Origin of the sequence: Pseudomonas cremoricolorata DSM 17059 = NBRC 16634, from assembly GCF_000425745.1 — a bacterium.
Lineage (GTDB): Bacteria > Pseudomonadota > Gammaproteobacteria > Pseudomonadales > Pseudomonadaceae > Aquipseudomonas > Aquipseudomonas cremoricolorata.
Window position 1 is genome coordinate 33,681 of record NZ_AUEA01000010.1, and the last position, 12,826, is coordinate 46,506.

9 protein-coding genes are annotated in these 12,826 nt (G+C 55.7%); 8 read left to right on the forward strand and 1 reads right to left on the reverse strand.

Annotated elements, in window-relative coordinates; genetic code table 11:
- Positions 1 to 33 precede the first annotated feature (33 nt).
- Positions 34 to 1,473 carry a catalase gene (locus tag H618_RS0112715; RefSeq protein ID WP_028695418.1) on the forward strand — a complete coding sequence of 480 codons (1,440 nt, stop codon included), beginning with the start codon at positions 34 to 36 and terminating at the stop codon, positions 1,471 to 1,473.
- A 163-nt stretch (positions 1,474 to 1,636) separates the two neighbouring features.
- Positions 1,637 to 2,101, forward strand: a complete 465-nt coding sequence (bfr, locus tag H618_RS0112720) for a bacterioferritin (protein ID WP_028695419.1) — start codon at positions 1,637 to 1,639, stop codon at positions 2,099 to 2,101.
- Positions 2,102 to 2,169: 68 nt separating this feature from the next.
- Here bfr and uvrA read toward each other — a convergent pair whose 3' ends face one another.
- Positions 2,170 to 5,004, reverse strand: a complete 2,835-nt coding sequence (gene uvrA / locus H618_RS0112725; RefSeq protein ID WP_028695420.1) for an excinuclease ABC subunit UvrA — start codon at positions 5,002 to 5,004, stop codon at positions 2,170 to 2,172.
- Positions 5,005 to 5,133: 129 nt separating this feature from the next.
- Here uvrA and H618_RS0112730 point away from each other — a divergent pair, with 129 nt between their 5' ends.
- The 6 genes from H618_RS0112730 (at position 5,134) to H618_RS0112760 (ending at position 12,690) form a co-directional block, all read left to right on the forward strand.
- Positions 5,134 to 6,528: an MFS transporter gene (locus H618_RS0112730; RefSeq protein ID WP_028695421.1), complete on the forward strand. Its 1,395-nt coding sequence runs from the start codon at positions 5,134 to 5,136 to the stop codon at positions 6,526 to 6,528.
- Positions 6,529 to 6,537: 9 nt separating this feature from the next.
- Complete coding sequence (gene ssb, locus H618_RS0112735; RefSeq protein ID WP_028695422.1) at positions 6,538 to 7,080, forward strand: single-stranded DNA-binding protein; 543 nt, start codon at positions 6,538 to 6,540, stop codon at positions 7,078 to 7,080.
- Positions 7,081 to 7,283: 203 nt separating this feature from the next.
- Positions 7,284 to 8,477, forward strand: coding sequence for a site-specific integrase (locus tag H618_RS21655; RefSeq protein ID WP_050577304.1), 1,194 nt, complete (start codon positions 7,284 to 7,286; stop codon positions 8,475 to 8,477).
- A complete protein-coding gene (locus tag H618_RS0112745) occupies positions 8,464 to 10,065 on the forward strand; it encodes a hypothetical protein (protein ID WP_154660658.1) in 1,602 nt (533 codons plus the stop codon). Before H618_RS21655 ends, H618_RS0112745 begins: the two co-directional genes overlap by 14 nt.
- Positions 10,062 to 12,227: a hypothetical protein gene (locus H618_RS22775; RefSeq protein ID WP_154660659.1), complete on the forward strand. Its 2,166-nt coding sequence runs from the start codon at positions 10,062 to 10,064 to the stop codon at positions 12,225 to 12,227. The genes H618_RS0112745 and H618_RS22775 overlap by 4 nt, the downstream gene beginning before the upstream one ends.
- Complete coding sequence (locus H618_RS0112760; RefSeq protein ID WP_028695426.1) at positions 12,205 to 12,690, forward strand: hypothetical protein; 486 nt, start codon at positions 12,205 to 12,207, stop codon at positions 12,688 to 12,690. Before H618_RS22775 ends, H618_RS0112760 begins: the two co-directional genes overlap by 23 nt.
- Positions 12,691 to 12,826 lie beyond the last annotated feature (136 nt).

Consider the following 12,826-nt stretch of genomic DNA (forward strand, 5'->3'; position numbering starts at 1 on the left):
CAAGCCGGCAAAGCCGTTCGATAAGGAGAGCCCATGACCAAGATCCTCACTACCGCAAGCGGTGCCCCCGTAAGCGACAATCAGAATTCCCGTTCGGCGGGTGCACGCGGCCCGCTGTTGCTCGATGATTTCCACCTCATCGAGAAGCTGGCTCACTTCAATCGTGAAAACATTCCTGAGCGCCGTGTTCATGCCAAAGGTTCAGGTGCCTATGGCACATTCACCGTCACTGCGGATATCACTCGCTACACCAGTGCCCGGCTCTTCGGCCATATTGGCAAGCAGACCGAAACCTTCCTGCGTTTCTCCACGGTAGGTGGCGAGCGTGGCTCTGCGGACACCGAACGCGATCCGCGCGGGTTCGCCCTCAAGTTCTACACCGAGGAAGGCAACTGGGACATCGTGGGGAATAACACGCCGGTGTTCTTCATACGTGATCCATTGAAGTTTCCCGACTTTATTCACACGCAGAAGCGCCATCCGCAGACCAACCTGAAGAATGCCCAGATGATGTGGGACTTCTGGTCGCACTCGCCTGAAGCGCTGCATCAGGTCACCATCCTGTTCTCGGACCGCGGTCTTCCGGACGGTTACCGGCATATGCACGGCTTTGGCAGCCACACGTACAGCCTGATCAATGCACAAGGCCAGCGTACGTGGGTCAAATGGCATTTCAAGACCCAGCAAGGCATCAAGAATCTTTCAGGTGAACAAGCCGCTCGCCTGGCAGGCAGTGACCCTGATTACGCGCAGCGTGACCTGTTCGAAGCCATTGAGCGTGGCGACTTCCCCAAGTGGACGGCGTGCATTCAGGTGATGAGCGAAGAGCAGGCTGCGCAGCGTTCGGAGAACCCGTTCGATGTCACCAAGACCTGGTCGCAGAAAGAGTTTCCGTTGATCGAAGTCGGCGTGCTGGAGCTCAACCGCAACCCGCTCAACTACTTCGCTGAAGTCGAGCAGGCCACGTTCGGGCCCAGTAACATGGTGCCGGGAGTCGGCTTGTCGCCAGATCGCATGCTACAGGGCCGGGTTTTCGCCTATGCCGATGCGCATCGCTACCGCGTGGGTACCAATCACCAGCAATTGCCTGTGAACGCATCGCGCAGCCCGGTCAACAGCTATCAGCGTGATGGTTCGATGGCGATGGGTGCCTACGGTGCTGCACCGAATTACGAGCCCAACAGCTACCAGGATGCGCCCAAGCAATCGCCGCAACACGCCGAGCCATCGCTCGCGCTGCACGGTACGGCTGATCGCCATGACCACCGCATCGATGGCGATTATTTCAGCCACGCCGGCGCGTTGTTCCGTCTGATGAGCCCTGAGCAGCAAGCGCTGCTGGTGAGCAACATTGCCGGTGCGATGCAGGGTGTCAGTGAGGATGTCATCCAACGGCAGTTGCAGTACTTCCACGAGGCCGATCCACACTATGGGGCCGGAGTTGCAAAAGCCTTGGGTGGTAATTTCAGCTAAGTCGTAATGCTAAGAAGAACCGCCCTCATTTGGGCGGTTTTTCAATGAATATCACTTCTGTTTGCTCGCTTTTTTGCATGTTTTGGTCTTTTTTCAGTGACCTGCTCGATGCCCTGGTTCACACTATGCGCATTACCGCTATCACTGAGGGAGCACCACGTCGATGTTAGGTCACCCGGACGTTATCGATTATCTCAACACGTTGCTGACGGGCGAGCTGGCAGCACGTGATCAATACTTCATTCACTCGCGCATGTACGAAGACTGGGGCCTGAGCAAGCTCTATGAACGTATCAATCACGAAATGGAAGAAGAGGCTCAGCACGCTGACGCCCTGATGCGCCGTATCCTCATGCTTGAGGGTACGCCGCGCATGCGTCCGGATGATCTCGATGTCGGCACCACCGTGCCAGAGATGATCGCCTCGGACCTGCGCCTGGAGTACAAAGTCCGCGCAGCACTGTGCAAAGGCATCGAGCTGTGTGAGCTGCACAAGGACTACATCAGCCGCGACATTCTTCGTGCGCAGCTGGCCGATACCGAGGAAGATCACACCTACTGGTTGGAAAAACAGCAAGGCCTGATCAAGTCCATCGGTCTGCAGAACTACCTGCAATCGCAGATGTAAAAAGCATCCGTTGTAACAAAAGCCCCGCCAGTGCGAACTGGCGGGGCTTTTCAATGCCTCGAAAAAACCTATTCGCGGTCGCGTTCCAGCAGAGGCTTGAGATAGTGGCCGGTATACGACTGCTTATGCTTGGCCAGCTCTTCAGGCGTGCCGCAGGCGATGATCTGACCACCTTTGGAACCACCCTCAGGGCCCAGATCGACCAGCCAGTCGGCGGTTTTGATGACATCCAGGTTGTGCTCGATCACCACCACGGTATTGCCGTGATCGCGCAGACGGTGCAACACGTCGAGCAACTGCTGAATGTCGGCAAAGTGCAGACCTGTGGTCGGCTCATCGAGGATGTACAGCGTCTTGCCCGTATCGCGTTTGGACAGCTCGCGCGACAGCTTGACCCGCTGCGCCTCACCGCCCGACAGGGTAGTGGCCGACTGTCCCAGCTTGATGTAAGACAAACCCACATCCATCAGCGTTTGCAGCTTGCGCGCCAGCGCCGGAACCGCATCGAAGAATTCCCGAGCATCCTCGATGGTCATCTCCAGCACCTCGTGGATGTTCTTGCCCTTGTACTTGATCTCCAGCGTCTCGCGGTTGTAGCGCTTGCTCTTGCACACGTCGCACGGCACGTAGATATCGGGCAGGAAGTGCATCTCGACCTTGATCAGACCATCGCCCTGGCAGGCCTCGCAGCGACCGCCCTTGACGTTGAACGAGAAGCGCCCCGGGCCATACCCGCGCGAACGCGCTTCCGGCACGCCGGAGAACAACTCGCGAATAGGGGTGAAGATGCCGGTGTAGGTGGCCGGGTTGGAGCGCGGGGTGCGACCGATCGGGCTTTGATCGATATCGACCACTTTATCCAGGTGCTGCAGCCCGTCCATGCTCGTGTGGGCAGCGGCCTCCAGGCTGGTGGTGCCGTTGAGCGCCGCGGCGGCCAAGGGATACAGCGTGTTGTTGATCAGCGTCGACTTGCCTGAACCGGAAACCCCGGTCACGCAGGTCAGCAGACCGATGGGTACTTCCAGATCGACGTTCTGCAAGTTATTGCCGCGCGCGCCTTTGAGCTTGAGCGAGAGCTTCTTGTTGCGCGGGGTACGCTTGGCCGGCACGACGATCTTCTTGCGGCCCGACAGGTATTTGCCCGTCAGCGAATCAGGGTGTGCCATGACCTCGTCAGGCGTGCCCTCGGCAACGATCTGGCCGCCGTGGACGCCCGCGCCAGGACCGATGTCGACCACGTAATCGGCAAGCCGGATGGCGTCCTCATCGTGCTCGACGACGATCACTGTGTTACCGAGATCGCGCAGGTGGTTGAGGGTGCCCAGCAGACGGTCGTTATCGCGCTGGTGCAGGCCGATCGACGGTTCATCGAGGATGTACATGACCCCGACCAGGCCGGCGCCGATCTGGCTGGCCAGACGAATGCGCTGGGCTTCGCCGCCCGACAGCGTCTCGGCACTGCGATCCAGGGTCAGGTAATCCAGGCCGACATTGACCAGAAACTGCAGGCGTTCGCAGATTTCCTTGAGGATCTTGGCGGCGATTTCTCCCCGGCGACCGGTCAAGGTCAGATCGGCGAAATACCCACTGGCGTCGCCGATCGGCATGTTGGTCACCGCCGGCAAGGTCTTTTCCCCGACCCACACGTGACGCGCTTCGCGGCGCAAACGCGTGCCGCGGCAGTCAGGGCAGGGCTGGGTGCCGAGGAACTTGGCCAGCTCCTCACGTACGGTGTTCGACTCGGTCTCCCGATAGCGGCGTTCAAGGTTGGGCACGATGCCCTCGAACGGGTGCGAGCGCTTGACGATATCGCCGCGGTCGTTCAGGTATTTGAAATCGACGTTGTTCTTGCCGCTGCCGTGGAGGATGACTTTCTGGTGGTCGGCAGACAGTTCGCCGAACGGCTTATCCAGGCTGAAGCCGAATTGCTGGGCCAGCGAGCCGAGCATCTGGAAGTAGTAGACGTTGCGCCGGTCCCAGCCACGTATCGCGCCTTCGGCCAGCGTCAGCTCGTTGTTGACCAGGCGTTTGACGTCGAAGAATTGCTTGACCCCCAGGCCGTCGCAGGTCGGGCAGGCACCCGCCGGGTTGTTGAAGGAAAAGAGCTTGGGCTCGAGTTCGCTGATCGAGTGACCGCACACTGGGCAGGCGAAGCGGGCGGAGAAAATGGTTTCTTCGCCTTGCTCGTCGTCCATCGGTGCCACCAGGGCAAGCCCGTCGGCCAGCTTCAGTGCGGTTTCGAAGGATTCGGCCAGACGCTGCTGAAGGTCGGCGCGAACCTTGAAGCGATCAACCACCACATCGATGCTGTGCTTCTTCTGCTTGTCGAGCTTGGGCAGCTCGTCCATCTCGTACAGCCGGCCGTTGATGCGCGCGCGGACGAAGCCTTGCGCGCGCAGCTCGTCGAACACGGCCAAGTGCTCGCCCTTGCGCTCGCGGATCACCGGCGCCAGCAGCATCAGCTTGCTGCCTTCTGGGCGCTCGAGCACCAGGTCGACCATCTGGCTGACAGTCTGTGCCTCGAGTGGAATGTCGTGGTCGGGGCAGCGCGGGGTACCGACGCGGGCGTACAGCAGGCGCAGGTAGTCGTAGATCTCGGTGATGGTGCCAACGGTCGAGCGTGGGTTGTGCGAGGTCGATTTCTGCTCGATGGAAATGGCCGGCGAGAGGCCTTCGATGGTGTCTACATCAGGTTTTTCCATCATCGACAGGAACTGCCGGGCGTAGGCCGACAGCGACTCGACGTAGCGGCGCTGACCCTCTGCATAGAGGGTGTCGAAGGCGAGGGAGGACTTGCCCGAACCGGACAGGCCGGTGATGACGATCAGTTTGTCACGCGGGAGGGTCAGGTCGATGTTCTTCAGGTTGTGGGTACGCGCCCCACGGATCAGGATCTTGTCCACTGCAGCCTCGCTTGGCGGGCACAAACGAAGAAGTATACGGCGCCGTGCCATTACGCGGCAAAGCGTCGCGTGTATGCCCATAAGCCGTCCGACTGATAGAATCGCCGCCGGTTCACACGAGGTTTATCCATGCACGACACCCATAGCGACCGCATGAGTGGCACTGAAACGCGCGCCGCAGGCGGCCTTGCCCTGGTCTTTGCCTTTCGCATGCTGGGCATGTTCATGGTGCTGCCGGTGCTGGCGACCTATGGGATGGACCTGGCTGGCGCAACGCCTGCGTTGATTGGCCTGGCGATCGGTGCCTACGGACTGACCCAGGCGGTGCTGCAGATTCCATTCGGGATGATTTCCGACCGCGTCGGCCGGCGTCCGGTCATCTACCTCGGGCTGCTGGTCTTCGCCCTGGGCAGCATCCTGGCGGCCCAGGCCGATTCGATCTGGGGTGTGATTGCCGGGCGCATCCTGCAAGGTGCCGGGGCGATCTCGGCGGCGGTCATGGCGTTGTTGTCGGATCTGACCCGTGAGCAGCATCGGACCAAAGCCATGGCGATGATCGGCATGAGCATCGGTCTGTCGTTCGCAGTGGCGATGGTCGTCGGGCCGTTGCTGACAAGTGCCTTCGGCTTGTCAGGTCTTTTCCTCGCCACCGCAGGACTTGCCGTGATCGGTCTGGGCATCGTGGCCTTCGTCGTACCCAACGCACACACCGCCCTGCAGCATCGCGAGTCAGGCGTCGCGCGCCAGGCCCTGGGCCCGACCTTGCGCCATCCGGACCTTCTGCGCCTGGACGTGAGCATTTTCATCCTCCATGCCATCCTCATGGCCAGCTTCATTGCCCTGCCGCTGGCGTTCGTCGAGCGCGGCGGGCTGCCTAAAGAGCAACACTGGTGGGTATACCTGACCGCGTTGCTCGTTTCATTTTTTGCAATGGTGCCCTTCATCATCTACGGCGAGAAGAAGCGCAAGATGAAGCGCGTGTTGCTTGGCGCGGTGAGTGTGCTGCTGCTGGTTGAAGTGTTTTTCTGGCAGTGGGCTGACAACTTGCGCGGACTGGTGATTGGCACCGTGATATTCTTCACGGCGTTCAACCTGCTGGAGGCGTCCTTGCCTTCACTGGTCAGCAAGGTGTCACCTGCAGGTGGCAAAGGCACGGCGATGGGGGTGTATTCCACCAGCCAGTTCCTTGGCGCTGCACTGGGGGGCATTCTCGGTGGCTGGTTGTTCCAGCATGGTGGCCTGAACGGGGTTTTCATCGGCTGTGCGGTATTGTGCGCCGTGTGGTTGATCAGCGCGCTGGGCATGAACGAACCGCCTTATGTCACCAGTCTGCGCATGCCGCTGACGCCAGAGGCAACCCGTGATGCCGGGCTGGCCGAGCGCCTCATGGCCGTGCCGGGTGTGACCGACGCCGTGGTGGTGGCGGACGAAGCTGCCATCTACATCAAACTGGATACGAAAATTTTGGATCGTGCGACCCTCGAGCGGCTGGTGAACCCACCCTCGGCGGCGTGCGAAGCCTAGGAGAACGTTATGGCCCGTGGGGTTAACAAAGTCATTCTGGTCGGGACCTGTGGCGTGGATCCTCAAACCCGCTACCTGCCCAACGGTAACGCCGTGACCAACCTGCGTCTGGCCACCAGCGAGCAGTGGACCGACAAGCAGTCCGGGCAGAAGGTCGAGCGCACCGAGTGGCACAACGTGTCGCTGTTCGGCAAGGTTGCCGAGATCGCCGGTCAATACCTGCGCAAAGGCTCGCAGTGCTACATCGAAGGCAAGCTGCAAACCCGCGAGTGGGAAAAGGACGGCGTCAAGCGTTATACCACCGAGATCATCGTCGACATCAACGGCACCATGCAGCTGTTGGGCGGTAGCGGCGGTGGCGGTGGCAACGCCCAGGCCCCGCGTGACAACGGCGATTCCTACAATCAGGATCACGGTCAGCAGCAATACAACCAGGCTCCTCGCCAGCAAGCCCCGCGTCCGCAACAGGCTCAGCGTCCAGCCCAGCAGCCGGCGCAACAGCAGCAGCCAGCGGCAGACTTCGACAGCTTCGATGACGATATTCCGTTCTAGGGCGGAATAAAGTCTATTTTGTAAAGGTTTTTTCATAAGCTGTTTAAATACAAGTAGATAGGACAAGAAAGCCTGAGATTCTGTAAAGATTCTCAGGTTTTTTTTGCACTGCATTTTGTAAAGCAGCTTCAGGAAAGCGGACAAACGGTTTTGACAAGCTAGGGATGCCGACTAAACCAAATGTAAACATTGGAGGTCGGTGCATGGTTGTCGAGACAGTTCGTTTGCAGTCGGGAGAACGGTTGCCCATGCTCTTGGATGAGCAAGGCCTGCCTGTCCCTGGCCCGTGCGAATGGATGCTTGTCCGTCGGCACCTTTCTTACAACTCGCTGAGCCGTAACATGAACGAGCTAGCGGTGATGTATGGCTGGTTTCAGCATGCAGGCATCGACCTATTTGAACGGATACGTTCGGCTAAGCGGTTCAGTGAGGCGGAAGTCAGTAGTCTGGTCGAGTGTCTTCGGCGCCCTCGACAGCAGCAGTCCACGGTCGTCAAGTTGGCGGTGACGCCAGATACCGCGAACAAGCGAATTGGAACAGCTATTAATCATATCGGCTGGTGTTTTGACGTTGTCGTTAGTACGGAGGAGTTGTCTGACGCCAAACGAGATCTAATTAATGAAAACAGAAACTTTGTTATTAAGTATCTGTTAAGTGCTCGCCAGAACAATGAGCCGTCCTCCAAGAAAAAGAAGAGGCTGACCGCCAAGCAGGCACAGTTCTTACAGGATGTTTTAGATCCAGACGGCGGGTCGGATTTCGGACGTGACAGAACGGTAAAGCTGCGAAACTTTCTTGCGATCACGCTGATGTTGTTCTTGGGGCTGCGTGTTGGTGAGCTTTTGAGCCTGAGAGTCAGTGACATTGAATTTGGCTCCATCACGTCCATCCGCGTTATCCGCCGAGGCCCCTCTTTAGCTGATCCTCGTGAAAGACCTCCGTCCGTGAAGCGTGCTGGACGGGTGCTGCCGCTCGACTCGCCTCGTATCGCTATGCTGCTTGATGACTACATCATGGATCATCGCGAGAAGTGCATGCGCCATGGTAAGGCGTCCGACACCCCATTCCTGCTGCTGAGCGACGAGGGCTCGCCCTTGACGAGTGATGCGCTCCAAAAGCTCTGCAGCGGTCTTCGTAGCCGCTATCCCAAGTCCCTCCCGCCGCACCTGACAACCAAGGCACTGCGACACACCTTCACCGACCAGATCTACACGGATCTGCGAAAGGCGGGGCATCCTGAAGACGAGATCACGCAGATTCTGATGGATCTGCGCGGTGATACAGCCCCTGGCTCCCAGGACACTTACATTGATTATCAGGAAGCAGGTCGAGAAATCCTCAAGCAATACCATCTGAAGATGGCTTCCTCTAGGAGTGCCCCTGATGTCCCATTCTGAGCCTACTGATTACCTCAGGCTTCTGATCCAGGACAATGACTGGGAGGCCATACCTGAAAAATTTATCACCCGAGAAGGTCGTGAGGCCAGGATAACAAATGGGCGTTGTTATCTCCCGATTGAGTCGGAGCGAGGTGTTCTGATACTAGAGGGGCATTGTTCCCCAATTTTGAGTTGGGCGGCTACAAAGTATCTAATTTATCGCGCCAGAACCACGTCCAGCATGGAAGGTAATAATTCATGGAGATCCATATTTACTGAGTTGGCTCCTCGTGACTTTCTGAATAAGTCAGCATCCTGTGTTCATCCTGAGATTTTCAAGGAGGCCTTGATTTCTCAGGTAAATCATGTGTTGTTGAAACTGCGGGCTGAATTTAAGCTCCATAGAGCCTATCGGTTGATTAGCTTTTATGTTTGGGCGGCAGAGTACTATCCCGAACTTGGGTTCTGCCCAATCTATGCACATGAGTTAGACCAGCTTTCAATTCCAGGGAATATCAAGGGGGCTGCTGTTCGTTCAAGTGACGAAGAGGAGGGTGCTCTCCATTCAACCTTTGAAGTTCCTCTGATAGCCAATGCCTTGTCGCGAGATAAGGGCACTAAATTCGAGCACTATCAACAGCGCGCCGCAGTAGCACTGTCTATGACGTACGGGCGAAATAGCGCAAACTACCGGGCCTTGTGGGAGCAGGACTTGGTCGATTTGGCCGACAGCCCCAGCGAGCCTTGGTTCGTGTTGAATATGCCAAGGATCAAGAAAGGGTTTAGATCAGCCCGCCATGATTTTATTGAGGAGCCGATTTCAGGCGAAAACGTTCGTTATGTGACTGAGCTTATTGAGCAGAATAAGGGGTTGCCAAGTACCGTAGAAGTAAATGGCAAGCCTATTAAGTGTGACCGATCATTATTCCGGCTAGTGGAACCTAATAGCACCCGGCTGATGCGGGGTGAATACAGCTCAGCCTACGAAATGTACAGCAGTCAGTTTTGTCGCTTGTTGCAGGATTTTGCTGAGCGAATGAATCTCATATCTCCTCTAACCGGGGAGCGTATGCGGCTGACTACCCGGCGGTTCAGGTACACATCTGCGACGATGTACGCGGCACTGGGGGCTACTAGGCGGGAGCTCGCCGCATTTTTGGATCATACCGATACTCAAAATGTGGATGTCTACTTCGATGCTGCTGCAAAGATGCTCCCGCATTTGGATAAGGCCGCAGCTTTGGTGTATGCGGAGTACGTTGATGTATTCAGGGGGCATAAACCTGCCGAGCCCAGCCAGGTTGCCAAACTGATCGCGTCTGATCGTGAGGTTCGAGCTCAAGATCCCGACCTTCCAGGTTCATCAATCGCAACGGGGGGCTGCGGGCTATCGGAGCTGTGTACGCTGAGTCCTCCGCTTTCCTGCTACCTCTGTCCAAAGTTCAGGCCCTATAAGTCTCCTGTGCATAGCTACTTGCTTAACAAGCTGTTGGCAGTTCACCAGCGGAACGGTGAGAACAGCCCAGGGGCGCCTCATCGCATGGATGTTATCTACGCGGTCAGTCAAGTCGTGCGTATGTGCGAGGAGCAGGGGGTGGTTGCATGAACAGGCGATATGGGCGGCGAAAATCACGGGCAACTATCAACCCTGATAAGTCTTCTAGCCCGGAAAAGAATTTGGCACGCCAGATTGAGCTGGCCAAGGGGCAGGCAGTACTACTCGGTGAGGAAGTGGAGTGGGAAAAGTCAGCTTGGATGCTGTCGGCGGCCCTCTTTAAGAAGCGTGGCCAGAATACCAGGTCGGTAAGGCTGGATTTCACATATCCAGTCTGTTTGAGCGGCGGCCCTCTGCCGAAGGACTGGGAGGATGTCGCGAAGCTCATGGTGGTTAGACGAGAGGTAGAGCAACACAAGAGCGTCTCGTCCCATAGAACGTTTCTGACTGTTTTCGGTTTCGTTTGCAACGCGGCTGCCGGTCGTCCGTTGGAAAGGCTTACTCCTGAAGTTCTGGACTCTGCAGCACGAGCAATTTCAAATAGTTCGTCATCTGAATCTGAGGTGTATAAGCGCCTTAATCTCATGCACGAAATCGTTAATAGGTGCTCACAATATGGCCTTTCAAAGGCACATTTGAGTGACTATCGATACGCCGGTATGAAGCGCCCAGATTCGCATGGGGGGCGATCAGCTATTAGGCTGGATGATCCTGCTGTAAAAGTCGAAAAGTCTAGTCGTGTGTTAGCACTGTCCACCTATCAAACGCTTGGCGCGCTCATTCGAGCTGTTCCATTTGGTCACAAATATCGTATCTATCTCCTGGTGATAACGCTGCTGGTCTGTACTGGGCGACGGTTAACTGAGATTACCTTGCTGCCCAGGCAAAAGCTTGAGGTTGATTCAAGTGGTGTTTACTTCAAGTATCTAGTGCTAAAAGGGCAAAGAGGTAGTGCGCAGTACGTCATGAAACGTGTGCCACTGATTTCGCGGGTCGTGCCGCTGGTTGAAAGTGTCTTGGAAGAGGTCGAGCAAAATAGCGCCGAGTATTACGCGGTTGCAGAAGAAATGTGTCGTGTCAATGGGCCGGATCTTCGGTTTCTTGCGGATGTCGATCCCGATGAGCCACTTTATTATGAGCGTCTCCTCGAAATGGGAATGCCATCTAATATGTTTGACAGTAGTGGCTGTTTTAGAAATCACTCTGAGGTGCTAGCTGGGAGGAGGAGCGTTTTTAAAAAAGACGTGATTAAATATTGTGCTTCTCATTATGATCCGGTCTTTGTTGCGCCATTATATGTGGCGGATGGTGTGGAGTACTTTTTAAAGGATATGCTTTTGCTTAACTTTAGGGGTACATCATCTGGTCATTATGCAAAGTGGGTTGTGAATACGGTAACGGCCATTTCATTTTCAAACTTTCTCAAGAAGATACACCGTTTTGCTGATGAGTACGCAGGAGCTTCACTTACTGATCGCTTTACATCTCATGACTTTCGGCACACATTAAATGATGCATTGGATAAAGGGAATTTGCCTGATTTGATGCAGACCGAGTTTTTTGGCCGAAAAAATCGGCGAGATACCGCTTCGTATCAGCATATAACACCTGAGCAGAAGGCTTTAAAAATCCGAGAGCAAATAAAACTTGGACAGGCTGGTGGTGTGATCGCTGAGCGGGCTATGCGTGTCCCTGTTGAAAGGCGAGAGGCCTTTCTCAAATCAGCTGTGAAGGCAGTTCATGATCTCGGCAACGGGCATTGCGTGCACCAGTGGAACCAAGGCGGCTGTCCGCGGCATCTCGACTGCGACACTGGGTGCGAAAAATATATCTATGTGATTCCTAGTGCAGATGAAAAAGATGTTGGGGCGTCTGATTCGGTTGTTCGCGAGATAAAGCACCAGATGGCTCACAGTTTCTTCACGTTGTTTGTAGCCGTTTCTGAAGGTGTTTCAATTTATGGGCAATGGCAGAAACATGTTTATTCCAAGCTTCATTTGCAGCAAATGCAGCTTGCAGAGATGGGGGTCTCTTTCGAAGATGAGGATATTGAAGATTTTATTAATACCGGCCAGCTGGATGGTGTTGCGTTCGAAGAAATACAGAAAGGCGTACGTGTCGGCTATAGTCATTACATTGAAAATCGCGTGAAGTTTCATGACTATGTGGTTGAGCTTTACGGTGCACTCCCTGAGGCGTGTTACAGGGATAGGTCTGAGGTTAAATACATTCCGGTGAAGGAGGTCTCTAATGAAGTACCGGAAAATGAGTGAGTCGGACGTCGAGCGGGTGTTGCAGTTCCTGTCTTCCGTGACTTCTGACGCGAAACTGACTTGGCGAGACGTTGAGGAGTTTTCCGGTTTCACTCGCCAGGCACTGCAGGCGAGAGACGACATCAAAGGGGCATATGATGTTGCCAAAAAAATAGTTCGGCAGGGCAAGGGTTATCGTTCTTCTGGGCAAGAGATACCTTTGCCAGAAAATACTGACGAGTCTCTGAGGGACGAGTTATTGGCATTGCGTGAGCGAGTAAAACAATTAGAAAGCCAAGAAGCCCTGTGGAATCGTCGGTGGTATCGAATTGCTTATAATATTCGTCAGCGAGGGATTCAAATGGTAGATGTTGATAAGGTAATCCCTTTGGAGAGCAAAGGCATGACCTCCAGACAGGTCGACAATTTGTTACGCCCGTTTGAGGGCGTAATACCTCCTGTGGCTTCACGTAGGGAGGAGTAATACCAGTCAGTTTCTACCAGCACTGTTCAGCCCGTTGGGCATCTGTGGAGATCTTTGCCGCTGACACCTGATCCGTCCAGCATTTCACTCAAGTCCACCGAACCCTAGGTGATCAAATGCCTGACTCCCGCATTCT

Excerpts from the sequence above, each read along its gene's own strand:
- ssb (WP_028695422.1), top strand. The coding sequence starts at position 6,538 with ATGGCCCGTGGGGTTAACAAAGTCATTCTGGTCGGGACCTGTGGCGTG.
- H618_RS22775 (WP_154660659.1), top strand. The coding sequence starts at position 10,062 with ATGAACAGGCGATATGGGCGGCGAAAATCACGGGCAACTATCAACCCT.
- H618_RS0112715 (WP_028695418.1), top strand. The coding sequence starts at position 34 with ATGACCAAGATCCTCACTACCGCAAGCGGTGCCCCCGTAAGCGACAAT.
- H618_RS21655 (WP_050577304.1), top strand. The coding sequence starts at position 7,284 with ATGGTTGTCGAGACAGTTCGTTTGCAGTCGGGAGAACGGTTGCCCATG.
- H618_RS0112760 (WP_028695426.1), top strand. The coding sequence starts at position 12,205 with ATGAAGTACCGGAAAATGAGTGAGTCGGACGTCGAGCGGGTGTTGCAG.
- H618_RS0112730 (WP_028695421.1), top strand. The coding sequence starts at position 5,134 with ATGCACGACACCCATAGCGACCGCATGAGTGGCACTGAAACGCGCGCC.
- H618_RS0112745 (WP_154660658.1), top strand. The coding sequence starts at position 8,464 with ATGTCCCATTCTGAGCCTACTGATTACCTCAGGCTTCTGATCCAGGAC.
- bfr (WP_028695419.1), top strand. The coding sequence starts at position 1,637 with ATGTTAGGTCACCCGGACGTTATCGATTATCTCAACACGTTGCTGACG.